Below are 19,322 nucleotides of genomic sequence, written 5' to 3'. Positions count from 1 at the left end.
CTATGCAACAGTGGCAGGGTGGGTTTAACCGCAATACCGATCTTACAGCCGGGGTGGACAGGCCGCGTAGTAAAGCTTCCGCGTCAGGGATGACGCGGCAGAGTCCCCAGGGATGGGTTTACGGCGTCTTTACGTAGCGGCCTGTCCATCACGGGCGATCGCAAAGGCTGAAGCCATGCCGCTTTTTAACTGAGGCGGCATAAAAATCACACGTCAGAGTCCGGATCGCCCATGTTATTTGGTTTTACGCGCTCGTCTTTACGTAGCGGCCTGTCCATCACGGGCGGTCGCAAAGCCTGAAGCCATGCCGTTTTTTTAGCTTCTGAAGCTATGCCGTTTTTAGCCGAGACGGCATAAAAAAATCCACGCCGCAGCGTGGATTCTTCTTAACATTTAACCTCTGGCGGCGCTATTCAACTTTCGCGCGGCAAAGGTCAACGGCCCGCGACTTACATCCGCTCTACGGTCTCAATACCCAGCGTATCCAGACCCTGCTTCAGCGTACGTGCTGTCAGCAGCGCCAGCTTCAGTCGGCTCTGACGTACCGCGATATCCTCTGCCGACAGAATCGGGCAGTGCTCGTAAAAACCAGAGAACAGACCGGCCAAATCGTACAGATAAGCACACATCACGTGCGGCGTACCGTCGCGCGCCACCAGCGTAATGGTCTCTTCAAACTGCAACAGACGCGCTGCCAGCTGCGCTTCGCGATCGTCGCTCAGCTGAATTGCGCCTTCCAGCTGCGCATTCTCATCGATACCCGCCTTGCGGAACACCGACAGCACGCGGGTATAGGCATACTGCATATAAGGTGCCGTATTGCCCTCGAACGCCAGCATATTATCCCAGTCGAAAATATAATCGGTGGTGCGGCTTTTCGACAGATCGGCATACTTCACCGCGCCGATACCCACAATATTCGCCAGCTTGCGCAGTTCATCGGCATCCATCTCTGGATTCTTCTCAGAAACCAGTGCGGTCGCACGCTCAACCGCTTCATCCAGCAGATCGGAAAGCTTAATCGTACCGCCGCTGCGGGTCTTGAATGGACGGCCATCCTTGCCCAGCATCATGCCGAACATATGGTGCTCAAGCGGCACCGACTCCGGTACATAGCCCGCTTTACGCACAATGGTCCAGGCCTGCATCAAATGCTGATGCTGACGTGAATCGATATAGTACAACACGCGATCGGCGTGCAACTGCTCATAGCGATATTTCGCGCAGGCAATATCGGTGGTGGTATAAAGATAGCCGCCGTCCTTCTTCTGGACGATCACGCCCATCGGCTCGCCTTCCTTGTTTTTAAACTCGTCAAGGAAAACCACGGTCGCGCCTTCGCTCTCAACCGCCAGACCTTTGGCTTTCAGATCGGCGACGATGCCCGGCAGCATATCGTTATACAGGCTCTCACCCATCACGTCGTTACGCGTCAGCGTCACGTTCAGACGATCGTAAACCGTCTGGTTTTGCGTCATGGTAATGTCAACCAGCTGCTTCCACATAGTACGGCAATATTCATCGCCGCCCTGTAGCTTCACCACATAACCGCGCGCGCGCTCGGCAAAGGCTTGGTCTTCGTCGTAGGTCTTTTTCGCTTCACGGTAGAACGCTTCCAGATCGGCCAGCGCGATCGCTTCATGATGCTCACGCTGCTGCTTTTCCAGATAGGCAATCAACATCCCGAACTGCGTGCCCCAGTCGCCGACATGGTTGGCGCGGATAACGTTATGACCCAAAAACGTCAGCGTACGCGCTGCGGCATCGCCAATAATGGTTGAGCGCACGTGGCCGACGTGCATCTCTTTCGCCACGTTTGGCGCGGAGTAATCGATGACGATGGTTTGCGCCTCTACCGGCGCAACGCCCAGGCGCGGCGATGCCAGCGCGGCTTCCGCCTGCTGCGCCAGCCATTCAGGGGCCAGGAAAATATTAATGAAGCCCGGGCCGGCGATTTCAACCTTACTGGCGATACCGTCGAGGGCCAGATGCTGTACCACCTGCTCGGCCAGCTGGCGTGGCTGCTGACCCAGTTTTTTCGCGACCGCCATCATGCCGTTGGCCTGGTAATCGCCAAACTGAACCCTGGCCGACTGACGAACCATAGGTTCGCAATCTGCCGGTGCGCCAACGGCGATCATCGCCTGACTAACTTTTTCCGAAAGGAGAGCCTGAATATTCACCGAATTACCTTCATCTGTCTGCATTGCCCGCCGCAGGGGAAGCGGCAGGCATAATCATCACGACGCCTGACAGTCTGACAGGTTGCTGTACAATGGCGCCGCGGAAAAAAGAAGGGGGGAAGTATACTTTATTTGAAGAGGGGCGTCAGCAGCCGTAGCGGGCGGAAACATTGCTGTAGATGTTTCCGCCACTGACGAAAAAAGGTTAGCGACGTCGAGAGTGCCGATAAGGGTTATTTACCGTTTTTTCATTGCGCACCTTCCAGTGGCGGGAGAGAGCATACCCCATCAGCGCGATAAGAACTGCAATGATAATGAGTTTAAACATAAAGCCATTCCTTGTGTGATGGTTCGGGTAAATCTATAAGAAAGGCCTGGTAGCCGCAATTGCGCACCTGACCAATTAGGAATTACCTTAAACCCTGGGCAAACATAATTAAAAACATTAGGTTAACCATGTTTTTATAAAATATTTTCTGGTCCTGTACCGTGCTAAACTGGACATTAATCCGGTAAATTACGTCAACTTATCTAAAATTTATTTTCTGAGCTTTATTTTTACAACTATAAATGGCCTTGCAAAATTGCTTAAAAAGCAATCAATGTTTAATGAAACTGAACAAAAGTGGAGAGGAATTGTGCCATTCAGGAATAATCTGGAAGCGCTATCTGACCTGGCAAACGATCTGCCGCGTTTTGAAAAATCACTGGCAAATTTGGCGGAAAAGCTGGATTTATCACTGGAAAATCTCGAAGCTGACCATATTTCGGTGCGCTGCCATCAAATTGCAACAGCGGAACGCTGGAAACAAGGCCTGATGCAGGTCGGCACATTGTTTTCAGAAAAAATGATTAATGGCAGACCGATTTGCCTGTTTCAACTGCACGAACCGCTGCCCGTCGGACCCTGGCAGATCGAGGTGGTTGAGCTACCCTGGCCGGGCAATAAACTCTATCGTCATGAAGGGTGGGAGCACGTGGAGATCGTTCTGCGCGGCGATCCGGCAACGCTGGGTGCCCGGGCAATGGCGTTGTTATCCGACAGCGGCCTGTTGCAGCCGGGCATTTCGTTTAAAACCAGCGCGCCGCAGGGCGAAGGAGAACGGTTGCCTAATCCAACGCTGGCGGTGACCGACGGCGAGATCACCGTTAAATTCCATCCCTGGAGCCTGCGCGAAATCGTTGACAGCGAACAGGATTAAGCATTTGCCGCGGCGACGGCACGCTCCAGACGCGCGACCGCCTCTTCCAGCGTGGCGCGCGTGCAGCCGAAATTAAAACGCACAAAGCCATCGTCGCCAAATTCGCGGCCCGCGGAAAAACCTAGCCCATGCTTTTCAAACCACAGCGCCGGGCTGGTAACCTCAGGTAGCCGGGCGGCAATCCAGGCAAGATAGGTCGCTTCCGGCGGCACGACGCTTAAGCCCGGCAGGGCATTAACGCGTTCACACAGCCAGTTACGGTGATGCCGTAAATAATCGAGCTGAGCCTCCAGCCAGGGCTGGCCATCACGCCAGGCCGCAGTGGCGGCGGTCAGCGCCAGGATATCAACCGCAGGCACCATACCGCGCCGCGCCTCTTGAAAACGCTGACGCAATGCCTTGTTCGGAATAATCGCCAGCGACGCGCCGAGACCAGCAATGTTAAAGGTTTTCGAAGGTGAGATTAACGTCACCGAGCGCTGCGCAGCATCTTCGCTCAGCGTCGCGAAAGGAATGTGGGTTAAGCCCGGCTCCAGAATAAGATCGCAGTGAATCTCATCGGAACAGACGATTAAATCGTGGCGCTCGGCAAACCGCAGCTGCTGTGCCAGCTCCTCGCGGCGGTAAACGGTGCCGCCGGGGTTGTGCGGGTTGCACAGCATCAATAATTTTTCATTGCCGCTTAGCTGCATCTCGGCGGCCGCCAGATCCATCACCCAGCGCTGGTGTTCCAGACGCATTTGCAGATTGATTTGACTGCGCCCGGCCCAGGCCGCAGCCTGCCTGAAGGGCGGGTAGATTGGCGTGGGAGCCAGTGTGCCTTCACCGGGTGAGGTAAACGCGCGGACGCATAAATTGAGGCCAGCCACCACGCCGGGTAAAACCACCAGCCAGTCCGCTTCGATATGCCAGTTATAGCGTGACGCCATGCGTTCAATAACAATATCAATCAGCTCAACCGGTTCGCTGCCGTAACCGAATACGCCATGTGCCACGCGCGCCTGCAAGGCCTCAATGACCGCAGGCGGCGAGCGAAAATCAGTGTCTGCGACCCACAGCGGCAAAATATCGCGATCGCCATATTTTTGCCACTTGCGACTATCGCTGTGATGCCGGTCTATCCATTCATCGAAATTGAATGCCATGATTAAGGTTCCCTTTATACTGCCCTGCAAACTGAGCCTAACTGAGAATCAGAAAACCAGCCAGCAGTCATTAACAGGAGGATGAAATGGTTAAACTGGAAGTCTGCTGCTACGGAATCGACTGCGCTGTTAATGCCCAGGAAGCGGGTGCTGACCGGATCGAACTGTGCGCCGCGCCGAAAGAGGGCGGTTTGACCCCGTCCGCAGGCATGCTGCAGGCGGCACGTGAATATCTTCATATACCGGTACACCCTATTGTTCGTCCGCGCGGCGGCGATTTTTGCTACAGCGCCCGTGAATTTGCCACCATGAAAGTCGATGTGGCGTTAATTCGCGATCTGGGTTTTCCCGGCGTGGTGATTGGGATGCTGGATGAGGATGCGTATATAGACATCAACAGGATGGAAGAAATTATGGCGCTGTGCGGCGATATGCAGGTGACCTTCCATCGCGCTTTCGATTTGTGTCATAGTCCGAAACGTACGCTGGAGACATTGACCGGGCTGGGCGTTGCGCGCATTCTGACATCAGGCCAGCAGCAAAATGCCGAGAATGGAATTGCATTATTAAAGGAACTTACTGAGTTAAGTAAAGGTCCAATCATTATGGCAGGAGCGGGCGTCAGGTTAAGTAACCTGCAAAAGTTTCTGGATGCCGGGATTCGTGAGCTACATAGCTCTGCCAGCCATCTGGTTTCTTCCCCGATGCGCTACCGCAAGGCGGGCGTTTCCATGAGTTCAGATGTCGAAACCGATGAATTCAGCCGTCAATGTGTTGATGGCGAAATGGTTGAGGCGATCAAAAGCATTATGCAGATGAATGTTGTCCGGGTTGCCTGAGCCATAACAGTTTTTGCCGCACAGCACGCCGTTCTTCAGACGTGATGTTTGCAAGTACCAAACCCCAGCATGTTGTTGGGGTTTTTTTTGTTTCAAAGAGTCGAACCCTTACCGAAGGGGCCTTGCTGAACGCTCTGCGTCTGAAAAAATAGCCAAACATCAGAATACAGCCGCGAAACGTAGAACAGTTCCTCCCTTCCGCCCGTTTATATTAACGCGGACGTTTGGTCGATAGCGCCACCGACCAGCTCTCTCCCTGACATCTCGGGCAAACATGGGTACAGGCGGCGGCGATATTTTGCGTCTGGCCGCAGTGATTGCATGCATATATGTCATCAGCGGGCATCCGAAAATAGGTTTCCCGGTGTGCCGGAGGCAGCACCGACAGGCCGGGACGGATGTCATCACGATCATACAGAAAGGTACTTATCTGCCCATCCAGTTCAACCAGCGCCAGACGAACCTGACCAAGGTGCTCCACCCCGTTTTGACGAAGCTCCATAAAAAATTCATCTTCAGAAATGTTTAATCCTCTGAGGCTGTTCAACTCATACAAGCCATCCGTGATAAGGGTAATCACTTCGCCTTCCACCCATTTTGAAAAACGGGGGCTGCGGGCCATCAGAGCGGTCGTTATTCGATAGAGTACCAATAAAACTAAAAACACCATGGCAACAGGCAGCACGGGGACATCGTCATAAAAAGTAACATCACCTGAAGCAGAACCCAGCGTAAGAATTATAACCAGCTCAAACAGGGAAAGCTGCCTGATGCCTCGTCTACCGGATACTTTCAGGAAAGAGAATACGATGACGTAAGCAAAAAGGACCCGTACGGCGACCTCAGCCAGGAACGATATGGAGAGGTCATTAAGGAAAAAACGATGCCAGTCAAAAGTGAACATAATTATGGTTCCAAACCCTAACCCAGAAGAAAAGCCGAAGCGGAGAACAGAGGCAGATTATGTCCGCAACGCACAGCCCTGCAAACCCAATAGAGCAGGATTATTAAATAATTTTCAGCAAGTCATGTTGCGCAAGGCGTTTTATATTCCGTATCACGGTGGGTTATCAGCTGCCGGTACCCTTTGCCCAGGGGAGCCAATCCATCCAGGTCGGTATAACCGGTTGCTCACAGTCGACATGCAGGGCGCATTTATGTAGCTTGCAGCCGCCCGTTAAGCGGGGTAGCCTGCTGCTTCACACGTAAAATTATTGCTTACAGGTAATATCAGCAATGGCGTTGATCCCAAAAAACTATTCGCGGCTTGAAAGCGGCTACCGCGAAAAAGCACTGAAAATCTATCCGTGGGTATGTGGCCGCTGCGCGCGCGAATTTGTTTATTCCAACCTGCGCGAATTAACCGTCCATCATATCGATCACGATCACACCAATAACCCAGAAGATGGCAGTAACTGGGAACTGTTGTGTCTCTATTGTCACGATCACGAACATTCAAAATACACCGAAGCCGATCAGTACGGGACAACCGTTAGGGCAGGAGAGGACGCGCAGAAAGATATTGCTGCAGCCACCCATAATCCCTTTGCGGATTTAAAGGCGATGCTCAATAAAAAGAAATAATGTTGCCGAAGCCCGCTTCTGCCTTGCTCAGCCTGAGGCGGGCGCGCGGTTGCCTGAATTGGCTGCTTTTTACATGGCAGTGTGTCGCACAGGCGCAGTCGCCTGTCAGTGATAAGCGTTACTCTGAACGATTTAACGCTCAATGTTCAGCACGTCAAACAATTAGCGTAATCACACTCTCTTCAGCGATGAAGTAGTCACCGTAGATACGATAGCCTGCGGGCAGGCCGGGTGCCAGCGGCCTGGTCAGTTCCAGCGTAAAGCGATGTTGCTGCGGGTTAAGCTCGCACAGCTTCGCTGCTTCAAAGCCAAAAATGTGCTGCGCCTGGGGATAGAGCGCTTTGAACACACTCTCTTTCGCGGAAAAGGCGATAAGCAGCGCGGTCTCACAGGGAAGACCACGCGTAGCTAACAGATCGCGTTCACTGGCGGTGGTAAAGGTCGTGGCAATCTCCCGCATCACCTCCGGCCGCAGCGTTTCAATATCCACGCCCAGGTGTATATTGGCGCGGTACGGTGCCAAAATAGCAATCGCCCATTTCTCCGTATGGGAAATACTGCCCCACCACCCAACAGGCCAGACCGGCGCGCGGTCGGCACCCATTGCAACGGCGCTCTCGCATCCCACACTCTGTAACAGCTGACGGGCGGCATAACGGCCAGCAAGGTAGTCTGCCCGACGTTTCGCCACCGCTGGTTTCAACATCTCCGGAAAGGGTATCGACAACTGTGTAAAGAGCGCATCGTGGTAAGCGGCGCTGTCAAAAGCGACTAAACAGACGCTTACCTCCGGGTGGCGGGTCACCACGCCCAGGCTTTGCTGGTATATAAATGCGCATGGCGTAGGGTGCTTTGCAAAAGTAAACATAGTTTTTATGCGTGAATACCGCGTTGTGGTTAATTTTCACCGCCTGAATAACGCTGCCCGACTACCCCTGACGTGCGGTTTGGCTCGGCTCATCCGTCTGAGAAGGGCTGTCCTCCGGAAAAATACGCACCAGCACCCGTTGTCCAAGGCGGCTTATTGGCGCATCCAGGGTAAGCACACATTCTACAATCCGCGTATCCTGATTGACGCTGGGATCGTCGGTTCTCTGGCGGGCGCCAAATACATCGCCCAGGCGTAAAACCCGCGCCTTAAAAACACGATTATCATTATTTTCCAGTGTCACTTCAGCGTGCTGACCGGGTTTAACCGCATTCACGAAAACATCTTCCAGTTCTGCGCGCACGATGCGTGGCGTATTCGGTGCAGTCACTAAATATTTCTGGACCTCAAGTTTAGCGGCTTTGGTCTCGGCGTTAGCCGTATCCAGCGTGGCCCTCTTTAGCACCAGTTCTCGTTATTGTAACACCCCCTGGTCGGCTGCGTTATCCGCGTCTATGCTGAAATCGTAGGGTTATTGAGCTTAGCGACGCGATTATATTCACGCGTCACAATCAGCAATTTCTACTACTGTTTGCGGGCAATGTCTGTTTCTTTGGGGGTGTTGTATTAGCCTCTTCAGGAGCGATGAGGAAAGTGTTTATTGAAGGCGCGGATGTCCAGCTGGTAATGCCTGCTACGTTAATGCTGTTGGGGTTTGGCTTATTAACGTTTATTCTCGGAATGAGAATTTCCCGTTGGTATTAGAAAAAGGCGGGACTTCCCCGCCATCTCTATTACTGGCAGCCACGGTGCTGCCAGACAAACTGCTGCTGATCCGGTAAAAACCCAGGATAAAAAATAGCGCGTGGGAAAAGCAGGCCTTTATACCAGGTTTTTATTACCGAGTCCTCGGTAGACTTTTCTAACATCGAGTGGGTGGCCTGGGAATAGCGTTTTATTTCCAACTGATTTGGTTGATGCAAATATTGACGATAAACCTGTTCAGTATTGTTAATATCAACGTTGATATCTTTGCCACCCAGCGCCAGAAATACCGGAAAATGTATAGCGTTAAGATCCTGTTTGGCATCGCTGCGATAATTTTTATGCACGAAATGCCAGCGGTCAGCAGTAAAGTCAGCGGCATCGCCCTGGGTTTTCTGATACTGCTCGAAAGAGGCATTATTATTGAGTAGCGCTAACACCTGACGATCGCGCTTTAATTCTTCATCGATTTCATGCTGCGCGCGCCCCTGCTGTTTCATGCTGGCGATAGTATTATAGCGCCCCTGTTGCAGCCAGTTAATCGCTGGGGAAACCGCGATCATAAAGCAGAGGTCAGGATATCTGGCCGCCACTTTTGGCATAACCCAGCCTCCCTGACTGGCCCCCCACAGCGCAATGCGCTGACCGTCCAGCTGCGGCTGGCCTTTTATCCAGCGGATAGCCGCCACCACTTCATCGGCGCGGTCATCCATGCTTTGCTGCAACCAGTTACCGGATGCACCGCCAACGCCAGGCTTGTTCCATGATAAAGAGGCGAAACCTGAACGCGCCAGCGCTTCCCAGATTGGCCGATAAAAGCCGCCATGCGTCGCGTTGATCGGGCCATCGCCATGAACAAATATCACCACACCGGGTTTTCCCTCTGCCAGCGGATGACGTGGCATCGCCAGAATAGCGTCAAGGTCATTTGGCTTATGAGGAATAGTGATGCTCGTTTCACTAAGCTGATAACTGTTCTGATAAAGAATAATAGCCAGCACGGTTGAGCTTATGGCCAGCACGCCAATTGTCTTCCTTTTTAATAAAAACCGCCTGATTAGTTTCATTACTTTTATCGTCGGGTAGAGGTAAAGGTAGATTAATAAAAGCCATTAACCAGGTCAAGTGCAAAGCGCTTTTTTGCAGCGGCTAAAGATTAATGAAGCGTAAATGCTTTAACGTATATGAATAAATCGTATGCGTAACGATTGACATTATGCTACTTAGAATTTATTGGGGCGTGCGGATATATATGCGGTCACTACCCGATCAAGAGCCATAATAGCGAATAAAGCGGCTATTAATAAAATATATGTCAGCGGCCGCTCCTTTCTTTCCGTCAATCAGCATTATTTATTTTCAATGCTGCCAGCTTTGGCAATAATTGATGTGTCAAAGTATGCGCGCTGTTCTGCACCGAAAAAACTATCTCAATGCGATTTTCACTTTATCTGGAAGGCCAGCAATTAACTCATTAAAAGAACGACAAGCTATCCTGACAGCGATGTTGGGCAATCAGGCATGAGCGTAGCTTTTTAATATCCTGCTCTTATAAAAAAGCACTGAGCGTAAACGGGAGAGGCGGGGAACTGTAGATTACACGTTGACAGTCAATTTCTGGCAAGGCATATTGTTATGTTATAACATAACTTGACGTACGGAACGATGAAATTACCTTTCTTTTTACTGATATCTGCCATGCTGGCTGCTCCCCTTGCCGGTGCATACGCCGCCCGCTATCCGCTGACTATTGATAACTGCGGTGTGAAAGAGACGTTTAATCACGCCCCGTTACGCGTAGTGACCATTGGTCAGCACGAAACCGAACTGATGCTGGCGCTGGGGCTGGAAAAGAACATTGCCGGTACATCTGTCTGGTTTGGCGCATTACCCGACGATTTGCGTCAGCAGGGTAAAAACCTGAAGCGGCTGGCGGAGAATGCGCCAGGATTTGAAGCCGTCGCGGCTCAGCGCCCTGAACTTGTACTGGCGCAGTACAGCTGGCACGTCGGTCCGCAGGGGGAGGTCGCTACGCGCCAGCAATTTACCCAGCTGGGCATTAAAACCTGGATCTCGCCAGCGGACTGCACAGCGAAAGCGGTTACCGCGACCTCCAATGGCGATGGCGCGCGCTCGGAGCCTTACTCAATCGATATTATTTTTGATGAAATCACCGCGCTGGCGCGCATTTTTGATGTGCCTGCTCGTGGCGAGGCGCTGAAACAGAAGCTGGCTGACCGCATTGCCGCCGCGCAGCAGCAGGTTAATACGCAGCGAGCCACGCCACGTAAAGTGGTGTACTGGTTTTCAAGTACCCGCCTGAAAGGCGATCCGTGGGTTGCAGGCAGTAAAGGCGCGCCAGGCTGGATCGGTAAAACGCTTGGCCTCACTAATATCATCGACTCTGATGAGGAATGGCCTGCGGTGACGTGGGAACACATTGTTAAAGCGCAGCCTGACATCATTGTTATCGCCAGTATGGAAAGACGGCTTTACCCTGCCGATGATGTAGCGACGAAAAAACGCTTCCTGGAAACCGACCCTGTCACGCGTGAAATGCCCGCAGTCAAAAAGGGCCATATTGTGGTGGTGCCGGCTATGTCGCTCAATCCCTCTTTACGTAACGTAGAAGCGGTCGAGCTGATGGGTCAGCAGATGAATGCGTTTGATCAAGCCAAATGATCCGTCATGCTTTTTTTTACTGGCGAACCGGCCTGATCATTTTTACGGGGGCCCTGAGTCTGCCGCTAATGATGACGCTGGCGGCAGCCACCGGCGATATGCCGATAAGTTTTGTCACCACCGCCCGCGCCATAACCAACGGTCTGGGTATCACCCATTTCGATCTACCTGCTGTCGAGGCCGGGATTGTCTGGCAGTACCGCATGAGTCGTGCGCTGATGGCGGCCAGCAGCGGCGGCGGTCTGGCGTTATGCGGACTGGTTTTGCAATCGCTGTTGCGTAATCCGCTGGCCGATCCCTATTTACTGGGCATCTCTGCCGGTGCCTCCACCGGCGCCGTCAGCGTTATGCTGCTGGGGATTGGCAGCGGCGCAATCACCACCAGCGCCGGGGCGTTTATCGGCGCCTGTATCGCGTTTATGCTGATCGTGCTGCTATCAGGCGGCATGCGCGAGAACGCGGCACGTATCATTTTGGCCGGTATCGCCGGTACGCAGCTGTTTAACGCGCTGACGTCGTACATTGTTAGCACGGCGGCCAATGCCGAGCAGTCACGCGGCGTGATGTTCTGGCTACTGGGAAGCCTGAGCGGCGTTCGCTGGGCTGATGCGCTGCTGTGCTTTGCCGTGGTAGCCACGGGATTGCTGATAGTGATCTGCTATGCGCGCTCACTGGATACCTTTAACTTTGGCACCGAAGTCTCCGCGACGCTGGGCACGCGTGTACTGTTAGTGCGCGTGGTTCTGCTGCTGACCACCGCGTTGATGACTGCGGTGATCGTCAGTGCCATTGGCGCCGTGGGTTTTGTCGGGCTGGTGATCCCGCATATCACCCGTATGATTGCCGGGCATCGCCATCTGATAACCATCCCGATCGCCTTTCTTGCCGGGTGCCATTTTATGATTCTTGCCGACCTGATCTCACGCACGCTGATCAGCCATCAGGTTTTGCCGATTGGCGTTGTGACAGCGCTGGTCGGCGCGCCTGTTTTTGCCCTGATTCTGTACCGTAACCGGGAGAAATAATTATGCATGTCGTGGTTGATAAGCTGAGCGTGACATTGCAGGCTCGCCGCGTGTTATCTGACATCAGTTTTGTGGCGCAACGCGCGCAAACGGTAGGGTTGCTCGGACCAAACGGGTCTGGAAAATCCACGCTGATTCGCGCGATGGCGGGCGTCCAGCCCTGCGCCTACGCGGGCGTGAAAATTGGCGGGAAGCTGACAAGCAACCTGAGCCGACGCGAGCTTTCCCGCAAGCTCGCGTTTGTGCCGCAGCATGCGGAATCTGAGGCGGAGATGAGCGTGATTGATATTGTTCGTCTTGGCCGCACGCCGCATCGCAATGCATTCACGCCCTGGCGTCAGTCTGATGAGAATGCTGTGCAACAGGCGCTGTCGATGATGAAGCTTGAAGCCCTGGCGCACCGCGCCTGGCAGCGCCTGTCAGGCGGTGAGCGCCAACGCTGTCAGATCGCGCGTGCGCTTACCCAGCAGCCAGACATTCTGTTACTGGATGAGCCGATCAATCACCTGGATATACAGTTCCAGCTGGAGCTGATGCGTCTGATTTCCGGGCTGCCGGTTACCGTGATCGTGGCTCTGCACGATCTCAACCTGGCGGCAAAATATTGTCAGCACCTGGTGGTACTGCATGAAGGTCAGGTCGTGGCGGCAGGCGAGCCTGCTGAGGTGCTTACGCCGGAGCTGATTCACTCTACCTGGCAGGTGGATGCCACAATTTATCGGACCGAACGCGGGATTATGAACATTCAGTATGCCTGATATGAGGCTATTGAAAATCATGATTAACGGGCCGCCAGCGCATCAGGCAGCGCGCTGCGATGCCTGAACCAGGCGGCAAAAAAGGCCGTTATCAGCAACAGCTCCGCCAGATCCCCGCCATAATACATCCACTGCGCCGCTGCCCGTATTTCAGCAAGACTGGCCGCGGTGCCGTGCGGATAGCCATAGCCGTACATCAATTTGCCCAGAATGGCGTGCGCCGCCGTCGCCAGAAAAACAACCGCAAGCCGTAGCGTTCTTCCCGGACGATGCGGCGCCGGGTCGGGGCCAGCAATTGACCAGGTGAACAGGTAACCTGAAATAACGAAATGCAGATGAAGGAATACAAACAGCGCAGGATGCGTCATGCTCAGCGCGAATAACGGCGTCAGATAAAGCAGATACATTCCACCGATATCCAGCAACGCTGCTGTAATGGGATGAATCAGAAATCTAACCGGACGTGCCCTTAGAAAACGCATCAAGCAGCGTGCCGTATGCGCCGAGACCGTACGTAGTAACAGCGTGCCGGGGAAACCAAATACCAGTCCAAGCGGCGCAAACATGCCCAAAAACAGATGCTGCAGCATATGGCCGCGCAGATCCCGATGGGCCCAGTCTGCCAGCGGCGGCAACATAGCAATCACAATCAGCGCTGTTCCTGTGGTGAAACTGATTATCCGCCAGCTGCTCCAGCCTGAAGCGTTGCGTAGCCTGAAAGCCGCTATGAGATACAACAAAAGCAGGCCCAGAGGTAAAACCACTAACAGGATTAAGAGTGCCGCCGGATGAGCAGGACTGCCGTGATGCATCATCTGCTCCATTCTTACGATCCCGTTGTGCGGCGGGGCAGGGCGCGGGAGCGGCGATAGAGTCGCCATCCGATCAGGAGTAAAACAACGGCAAACCCGTTCCAGGCCAAATCATAAGGCAGAATATTGTCGACATAACGGATCTGATGTAACCGCAGTAGTTTATGGTCAACGATGCCGTCAAATAGCTGGAATCCTCCCAGGCCAAAAAAGAAACCGGCCCATGCTGATGTGCGGTCAAGCGTGTTGCGTTTACGCAGATCAGTAAACATGAAAAAGCCGATAATAAAGAAAATCAGCTCGGCGGAATGCAGCAGGCCGTCTGAAAGCAGGCTGAAAGCGGGCGTGCCCCAGTCAAAGAAATGGTGCCAGGCCAGAATCTGATGAAAGACAATTTCATCCACCGCCGCCATCATACCCACGCCAAGCGGTATCGTAGCCATTAGCGAACGTTTTAGATCTGGTTTGAGTATTGGCTGTAATGGTGGCACGGCGCCCTCTTGGGATAACGATATAAAATCAGTAAAAAGCGTAGCTGAAATAAATCGTGTCCAGGCCTTCGTCAGTTTTTGTTGGCTTTTAATCTCCATGCTGACCATAGGAAAATCCCTGTTTCCTGCAGCTATAGCGATCGCTATAGTCTTGTTATGCCTGCTTGCGATATGCAGCGTAGCGCCGCATCAACGCAAAACACATCAGCGGTAAGGGCAGGGTAAACAGCAGCAGCAGCCATAACAGGTAATAGACTGCATCCACGCCGTCATTCTGTAAGTTGTTGTACAACTGAACCGGCATCCCCTGCGGGAAATAAGCAAAAATCATCACGATACCGAACTCGCCAATAGCACGCACCCAGGCCAGCGAAACGGCGGAAGCTAATCCGGGCGCCGCCAGCGGCAGCGATAAACGCCAAAAGCGTTGCCAGGGCGATGCGCCCAGCGTGCGGCCAGCCTCCAGGATGACCGTCGGAACCCCGGCAAAGGCCGAGCGCGCTGCTGTCACGAAGTAGGGCAAGGCGCCATACCACTGTGCCAGCACAAACGCCGCAGGATTATTGATAATCTCCACGCCCAGATGTTCCAGCAGCGAACCCGCTGGGCTGTAAGGCCCATAAGCGCTAACTAACAGAATGCCCATCGCCAGCGGCGGCGTTAAAAGGGGAATCAGCACCAGCAATTCCACAATTAAGCCCGCTCTGCTGCGCGTCTGTGACAACCACCATGCCAGAGGCAGGCCGCTGACAATGACGATCAATAACGACAGTAATCCCAGGCCCATTGAGGTGGTGATGGCATGTTCATCGCCCCACGCCAGATGAAAGCCACGCCAGTGCGTGATGCCGATCAGGGTCAAAAACGGCACGGCCAGCATCAGCAACGCGGGTAATGAAAGCCACAGGGTGGCGGAAGGAAAGCGTTTCACCGGTAAAGCGCATCACCTTTGGGAGCCGCATAGCCATTTTGCTGATAAAGCTTCTGACCCTGCGGGCTAAGCATAAATTTCACAAAGGCTTGCGCGGCTTGCTCGCCGTGCGGGGCATTTTTCAACACTGCCGCATAGTAAACCAGCGGTTGGGTATGCAAGACTTTGTCCCGGCCCTGGCTGTCCTTAACGTTGAAGCTGACGGTCTCATACCATTTTTTCGTTTCAGCCGGATTACTCAAGTTTATCTCTTCCGGCAGGGCGATATAGGGAAGGTGCGCGGAACGCACTTCACTTTCATATCCCGCAGCCGCATCGACCTGGCCATTTCCCAGACGCGCCAGCAAACCACCCTCCAGGCTTACCTGCGCAGGATTTTGCACGTCGCCCATCACTTTGTTGGCAATGCCCGGCATCTGGTAATATTTCTCTGCCAGTAAAAGCGTAAAGACGATGTTCTGACCTTTCGGATCGTTAATCGGATCGGTACGACCAAACTTTAAGCCCGGCGTCGACAGCACCCGCAGCCAGCTGGCATCGTTACCGTTAGCCGCCGCAAATTGCCGGGCATACTTTCCTTTCGGGCTGTAAGCGATCACCATGCTGGTGCTGGCAACCGGCACGGCGGTATCGATTAATCCGGCATCTTTTAATATTTGCATTGGGCCTGGCGTAATGGAGACAAAAACGTCAGCGGTCAGCTTTTTGCTCGCGAGCAAACGCGCCATACCGTAAGCGCCCTGGCCCTGACCCTGATAGTGACCATCCTGCTGTTTGGCGAAAGCGGGCCCTAAGCTTTCATCCATTACTTTTCCCATTGAACCGGCGTAAGTTACACGAATATCACTGCCTGCAAATGTTGAAACGCTGAAGGTGGTGCCAACCAGCAATGCCAGCGTACTAACCGCTATTTTTAACATGATGGATCATCGTTATATAAAAATGTAGATAGCGATTATCCGGCGTTGCTTATTCATGGGCAAGCAGGAAATTATTGCAAAATATAGCGCGCTACCTATTTTCTACCGTGCCATAACAGCAAAAATCAGGGCTGTGCTTCACAGGACAAAACGACAGCACCCAAGCACTGTCGTGTGATGGTTAAGGCATTCGGCCAGCAGCACGCAGAGTGGTTAGCAACGCTTTTTAGCAAAAACCTGACATAACTCTCACTTTTAACCTTCACTTAAGCTCATGCAAGTAATTGATTATTTTTTAGTATACTTTTGTAATCGATTACTTTCCAATAAAGGAGCCAGAAATGTTTACCCGATTTATCACAGGTTCTTGCCTGCTTGCCTCCGTTTTCCTGACCGCATGCGCGGCGCCGCCCGCCAGCGTTAAAAGCGAAACGGCTCTGCAAATGTATACCTTACGCAATGTGGGCTCGGCTGATGAACAGTTCGCTATGGCGCATAAGGCTGGTTTCAAAAACGTTGAAATTGTGGGTACGCACGATCTCAGCGCCGCCCAGCTGCGCGCTGAGCTGCAAAAATATCAGCTGAACGTAACTTCATCGCATGTTCAGCTCTCTGTGCTGGAAAATCAGTATCAGGAAACGGTGAGCTTCAGCAAAGCGGTTAACAACCGTACGCTGATCGTTCCGTGGATTGATCCGGAGCATCGCCCCGACAGCAAACAGGCGTGGATCGACTTTGCCGAGCGTTTAAACCGGCTGGGCGCAAAGTTACGACATGATGGACTTCAGCTGGCCTACCACAACCATAACTTTGAGATGAAAAAATATCAGGGTGAAACCGCGCTCGACATCATCCTGCAGCACACCCAGCCTGAAAACCTGATGATTGAGCTGGATGTCGCATGGGTTTCACGCGGCGGTCAGGACCCTGTCAGGTTTCTGAAAACCTATCCAGGTCGTTTTTACGCCATCCATGCCAAAGACAATTCGTCGATTGGCATCAGAGATGACGAAATGAATTTTGCCCCGTTAGGGGAGGGCATCCTGGACTGGGGGACTATCCTGCCTGCGGCGAAGCAGAGCGGCGTTAAATGGTTCATCATCGAACACGACAAGCCAAAAGATCCATGGAGCATTATCACCACATCGCGCAAGAATCTCGATGCGATGCTGGCAACGTCGCCGCGTTAAAATAGATAACGGGCATGGAGATTGCCATGCCCGCCCGTATTGCCAAATAGCGACCTGGGCGCTCAGTAAGCCGTCGGCGCGCCGTAAAGCGTGACCCGACGTAGCGCGCCGCGCATCAGAAACGCAGTGAGGCGCCTACGTACGGACCATCGACCAGAACGTTATCTTTACGGCTGCCTTTGTTGTTCAGCTCAATATACTGATAACCCACGCGCAGGTTTACCAGCGAGATCGGCGTAAAGCTCAGGCCGCCTGCGGCTTCCTGATAGCTGTCCAGACGATCGGAAAAGGCTTCTGGCGCATAGTAGTACTCACCATACAGGCTCCACATGCTGTTAAAGCTGTAATGAGCGCCTGCACCCACTGCCACGGTAAAACCGTCACGGCCATCTTCCGGGTGGGTGAACAGCGCTTTTGCCGTAGGCGCAAGGCGGAAATCACCCACCTCCATGTTGTAACCCAGACCAAGGCCGTAGGTGCTGCCATCGTGATCGCTGCGCAGCCAGTTACCTTTCAGGAACAGACCAGGTGAGGTAGTACCAAGGCCAAGGTTCAGGTTGGTGTTATGTTCACCAACATCAACACTGCCCTCGATTGCCTGCGCGCCGCTGCTCAGCAGTGCCAGACCCAACAGACTTCCCGTTACAAGGTGCTTAAACATGTGATTCCACTCCATGAAGGACAATTAATTCGGCCGAAAGAGTAAACAGCCCGCCAACGTAATACAACATTTTTATAAGATAAATGAACGCAGCCTTTTATACGCCAGCAGGAATAATGCGTTAACCTAAGACGCGGAGTGCATACAATAGCCGGTGATTATCGTTTATGCAGTAGCCAGTTTTTTAATGTTATGGCGTCGGCATAATGACCATAGTGGTTACGCGCACCAAGGATAATAAAAATATATTTCCTGTGCTTAATGGTAGTTTTGAGCACCATACAGTGACCAGCCTCATTGGTAAAACCGGTTTTTTGCAGTGCTATCTTCCACTGCCTGTTATTGATCAGGCCGTTGGAACTTTTATAAATCAGGCTGCCTTTACCGGTAAATACCCTCAGCTTTTTATCCGTAGAGTAGCGGCGGATAACTGGATACTGGCTCGCATGTTTAACCAGTAAAAGCAGGTCATGCGCCGTTGAAACGCTGGCGGGCGACAAACCGGTAGGATCGGTAAAGTGCGTCCTTAACATCCTGTATTTTTTTGCTTTCAGGTTCATATGCCGGATGAACGCTTGACGACCATGAGGGTAATAACGGCTTAATGCCGCCGCTGCGCGGTTCTCTGAAGACATTAAGGCAATATGCAGCATGGTTGTGCGGGTTAACTTTGATCCCACCGTTAACCGTGAGCCGGTTTTTTTCAGCAAATCCCGGTCTGCGGGTTTCACGGTGATTATTCTTTTGGCAGGCAACCTTGCATCCAGGGTAATTACCGCCATCATCAGTTTAGTAATAGAGGCAATCGGATAAACGGAATGAATATTTTTAGCGTAGAGCGTTTTCCCTGCGTCGACATCGTAAACCAGTACGGCGCGTGACTGAGTTTTAGGCGTATATTCCGCGCGCCTGGCGCAGCTGTCGCTGGTATAGAAAATAAAAAACAGTGAAGTAACTGCGGCAAGGAAATATTTCAAAATCAAACCATAAAAATAGGCTATCGACGATGATATAACATAACAAAATTAACGCTAATTTCCAACTTATCGCGCTGTTTCTGACTGCAACAAGATATTTACGTAAGAATTAGCTTAATGAGAAACGGGTATTAAACCGCACGGCATCTTATGGTGATAGCAACATGTCCTGACCTTAAACATACTTCAAGCGTTGGCCCCTCCACCCGCACAAAAAACTTGCTGTGAGAAAAATAAGAAACGTGATCGAGGCTGCGGATCTCATTTTTGTAATCGATTACTTTATGGG

General features: G+C 52.6%; 20 protein-coding genes. 7 read left to right on the top strand and 13 right to left on the bottom strand.

The features are described 5' to 3' along the window. Window positions 1-449: 449 nt before the first annotated feature. A complete protein-coding gene (gene argS, locus J2X14_RS05885; protein WP_352410613.1) occupies window positions 450-2,183 on the bottom strand; it encodes an arginine--tRNA ligase in 1,734 nt (577 codons plus the stop codon). Window positions 2,184-2,388: 205 nt separating this feature from the next. Continuing rightward, on the bottom strand, window positions 2,389-2,511 hold the full coding sequence (locus tag J2X14_RS05880) for a hypothetical protein (RefSeq protein ID WP_352410298.1): 123 nt from the start codon (window positions 2,509-2,511) through the stop codon (window positions 2,389-2,391). Window positions 2,512-2,821: 310 nt separating this feature from the next. On the opposite strand from J2X14_RS05880, the gene J2X14_RS05875 reads away from it, so the two are divergent. Next, window positions 2,822-3,385, top strand: a complete 564-nt coding sequence (locus tag J2X14_RS05875; RefSeq protein ID WP_352410297.1) for a VOC family protein — start codon at window positions 2,822-2,824, stop codon at window positions 3,383-3,385. On the opposite strand, the gene J2X14_RS05870 is transcribed toward J2X14_RS05875, so the two are convergent. Beyond that, window positions 3,382-4,530 (bottom strand): MalY/PatB family protein, encoded by a 1,149-nt coding sequence (locus J2X14_RS05870; RefSeq protein ID WP_352410296.1) that lies wholly within the window; start codon window positions 4,528-4,530, stop codon window positions 3,382-3,384. The two genes, J2X14_RS05875 and J2X14_RS05870, sit on opposite strands and share 4 nt — an antisense overlap. Window positions 4,531-4,616: 86 nt before the next feature. On the opposite strand from J2X14_RS05870, the gene cutC reads away from it, so the two are divergent. Next, the gene (cutC, locus tag J2X14_RS05865) at window positions 4,617-5,369 is read left to right on the top strand and encodes a copper homeostasis protein CutC (protein WP_352410295.1); all 753 of its coding nucleotides are present in this window, start codon (window positions 4,617-4,619) and stop codon (window positions 5,367-5,369) included. Window positions 5,370-5,580: 211 nt separating this feature from the next. On the opposite strand, the gene J2X14_RS05860 is transcribed toward cutC, so the two are convergent. Further along, entirely contained in the window at window positions 5,581-6,273 is a 693-nt protein-coding gene (locus J2X14_RS05860; protein ID WP_352410294.1) for a DUF421 domain-containing protein, read from the bottom strand. Between the two features lie 332 nt (window positions 6,274-6,605). Here J2X14_RS05860 and yajD point away from each other — a divergent pair, with 332 nt between their 5' ends. Then, window positions 6,606-6,953, top strand: coding sequence for an HNH nuclease YajD (yajD, locus tag J2X14_RS05855; RefSeq protein WP_352410293.1), 348 nt, complete (start codon window positions 6,606-6,608; stop codon window positions 6,951-6,953). Between the two features lie 154 nt (window positions 6,954-7,107). On the opposite strand, the gene J2X14_RS05850 is transcribed toward yajD, so the two are convergent. The 3 genes from J2X14_RS05850 to J2X14_RS05840 form a co-directional block, all read right to left on the bottom strand. Further along, the gene (locus J2X14_RS05850; RefSeq protein ID WP_352410292.1) at window positions 7,108-7,821 is read right to left on the bottom strand and encodes a 4'-phosphopantetheinyl transferase family protein; all 714 of its coding nucleotides are present in this window, start codon (window positions 7,819-7,821) and stop codon (window positions 7,108-7,110) included. 61 nt (window positions 7,822-7,882) lie between these two features. Continuing rightward, complete coding sequence (locus J2X14_RS05845) at window positions 7,883-8,287, bottom strand: efflux RND transporter periplasmic adaptor subunit (RefSeq protein ID WP_352410291.1); 405 nt, start codon at window positions 8,285-8,287, stop codon at window positions 7,883-7,885. A 328-nt stretch (window positions 8,288-8,615) separates the two neighbouring features. Then, window positions 8,616-9,608: an alpha/beta hydrolase family protein gene (locus J2X14_RS05840; RefSeq protein ID WP_352410290.1), complete on the bottom strand. Its 993-nt coding sequence runs from the start codon at window positions 9,606-9,608 to the stop codon at window positions 8,616-8,618. A gap of 676 nt (window positions 9,609-10,284) precedes the next feature. Here J2X14_RS05840 and J2X14_RS05835 point away from each other — a divergent pair. From J2X14_RS05835 to J2X14_RS05825, 3 genes are read left to right on the top strand one after another with little or no spacing between them, the layout of a single operon-like run. Further along, window positions 10,285-11,268 carry an ABC transporter substrate-binding protein gene (locus J2X14_RS05835; RefSeq protein WP_352410289.1) on the top strand — a complete coding sequence of 328 codons (984 nt, stop codon included), beginning with the start codon at window positions 10,285-10,287 and terminating at the stop codon, window positions 11,266-11,268. After that, window positions 11,268-12,293, top strand: a complete 1,026-nt coding sequence (locus J2X14_RS05830) for a FecCD family ABC transporter permease (RefSeq protein WP_502889980.1) — start codon at window positions 11,268-11,270, stop codon at window positions 12,291-12,293. Before J2X14_RS05835 ends, J2X14_RS05830 begins: the two co-directional genes overlap by 1 nt. 2 nt (window positions 12,294-12,295) lie before the next feature. Then, entirely contained in the window at window positions 12,296-13,051 is a 756-nt protein-coding gene (locus J2X14_RS05825; protein ID WP_352410287.1) for an ABC transporter ATP-binding protein, read from the top strand. A gap of 23 nt (window positions 13,052-13,074) precedes the next feature. On the opposite strand, the gene J2X14_RS05820 is transcribed toward J2X14_RS05825, so the two are convergent. Genes J2X14_RS05820 through J2X14_RS05805 form a run of 4 tightly spaced genes read right to left on the bottom strand, consistent with a single transcriptional unit; the run spans window position 13,075 to window position 16,205 of the window. Next, window positions 13,075-13,863 (bottom strand): cytochrome c oxidase assembly protein, encoded by a 789-nt coding sequence (locus J2X14_RS05820; RefSeq protein ID WP_352410612.1) that lies wholly within the window; start codon window positions 13,861-13,863, stop codon window positions 13,075-13,077. A 14-nt stretch (window positions 13,864-13,877) separates the two neighbouring features. After that, entirely contained in the window at window positions 13,878-14,462 is a 585-nt protein-coding gene (locus J2X14_RS05815) for a DUF2243 domain-containing protein (protein WP_352410286.1), read from the bottom strand. A gap of 46 nt (window positions 14,463-14,508) precedes the next feature. Then, entirely contained in the window at window positions 14,509-15,234 is a 726-nt protein-coding gene (locus tag J2X14_RS05810; protein WP_352410611.1) for a molybdate ABC transporter permease subunit, read from the bottom strand. A gap of 47 nt (window positions 15,235-15,281) precedes the next feature. Next, window positions 15,282-16,205 carry an extracellular solute-binding protein gene (locus tag J2X14_RS05805; RefSeq protein ID WP_352410285.1) on the bottom strand — a complete coding sequence of 308 codons (924 nt, stop codon included), beginning with the start codon at window positions 16,203-16,205 and terminating at the stop codon, window positions 15,282-15,284. A 341-nt stretch (window positions 16,206-16,546) separates the two neighbouring features. On the opposite strand from J2X14_RS05805, the gene J2X14_RS05800 reads away from it, so the two are divergent. Beyond that, entirely contained in the window at window positions 16,547-17,395 is an 849-nt protein-coding gene (locus tag J2X14_RS05800) for a sugar phosphate isomerase/epimerase family protein (RefSeq protein WP_352410284.1), read from the top strand. Window positions 17,396-17,510: 115 nt separating this feature from the next. Here J2X14_RS05800 and J2X14_RS05795 read toward each other — a convergent pair whose 3' ends face one another. Beyond that, complete coding sequence (locus J2X14_RS05795; RefSeq protein WP_352410283.1) at window positions 17,511-18,056, bottom strand: YfaZ family outer membrane protein; 546 nt, start codon at window positions 18,054-18,056, stop codon at window positions 17,511-17,513. A gap of 158 nt (window positions 18,057-18,214) precedes the next feature. Continuing rightward, window positions 18,215-19,033 carry a serine hydrolase family protein gene (locus J2X14_RS05790; RefSeq protein ID WP_352410282.1) on the bottom strand — a complete coding sequence of 273 codons (819 nt, stop codon included), beginning with the start codon at window positions 19,031-19,033 and terminating at the stop codon, window positions 18,215-18,217. Between the last annotated feature and the right edge of the window lie 289 nt (window positions 19,034-19,322).

Source organism: Mixta sp. BE291 (assembly GCF_031457955.1).
GTDB lineage: Bacteria > Pseudomonadota > Gammaproteobacteria > Enterobacterales > Enterobacteriaceae > Mixta.
The sequence above is the reverse complement of the archived record's forward strand: the minus strand, read 5'-3'. Positions and strand labels throughout refer to the sequence as shown.

Excerpts from the sequence above, each read along its gene's own strand:
- J2X14_RS05880 (WP_352410298.1), bottom strand. The coding sequence starts at position 2,511 with ATGTTTAAACTCATTATCATTGCAGTTCTTATCGCGCTGATGGGGTAT.
- J2X14_RS05870 (WP_352410296.1), bottom strand. The coding sequence starts at position 4,530 with ATGGCATTCAATTTCGATGAATGGATAGACCGGCATCACAGCGATAGT.
- cutC (WP_352410295.1), top strand. The coding sequence starts at position 4,617 with ATGGTTAAACTGGAAGTCTGCTGCTACGGAATCGACTGCGCTGTTAAT.
- J2X14_RS05860 (WP_352410294.1), bottom strand. The coding sequence starts at position 6,273 with ATGTTCACTTTTGACTGGCATCGTTTTTTCCTTAATGACCTCTCCATA.
- yajD (WP_352410293.1), top strand. The coding sequence starts at position 6,606 with ATGGCGTTGATCCCAAAAAACTATTCGCGGCTTGAAAGCGGCTACCGC.
- J2X14_RS05850 (WP_352410292.1), bottom strand. The coding sequence starts at position 7,821 with ATGTTTACTTTTGCAAAGCACCCTACGCCATGCGCATTTATATACCAG.
- J2X14_RS05835 (WP_352410289.1), top strand. The coding sequence starts at position 10,285 with ATGCTGGCTGCTCCCCTTGCCGGTGCATACGCCGCCCGCTATCCGCTG.
- J2X14_RS05825 (WP_352410287.1), top strand. The coding sequence starts at position 12,296 with ATGCATGTCGTGGTTGATAAGCTGAGCGTGACATTGCAGGCTCGCCGC.
- J2X14_RS05820 (WP_352410612.1), bottom strand. The coding sequence starts at position 13,863 with ATGCATCACGGCAGTCCTGCTCATCCGGCGGCACTCTTAATCCTGTTA.
- J2X14_RS05815 (WP_352410286.1), bottom strand. The coding sequence starts at position 14,462 with ATGGTCAGCATGGAGATTAAAAGCCAACAAAAACTGACGAAGGCCTGG.
- J2X14_RS05810 (WP_352410611.1), bottom strand. The coding sequence starts at position 15,234 with ATGCTGGCCGTGCCGTTTTTGACCCTGATCGGCATCACGCACTGGCGT.
- J2X14_RS05805 (WP_352410285.1), bottom strand. The coding sequence starts at position 16,205 with ATGTTAAAAATAGCGGTTAGTACGCTGGCATTGCTGGTTGGCACCACC.
- J2X14_RS05800 (WP_352410284.1), top strand. The coding sequence starts at position 16,547 with ATGTTTACCCGATTTATCACAGGTTCTTGCCTGCTTGCCTCCGTTTTC.
- J2X14_RS05795 (WP_352410283.1), bottom strand. The coding sequence starts at position 18,056 with ATGTTTAAGCACCTTGTAACGGGAAGTCTGTTGGGTCTGGCACTGCTG.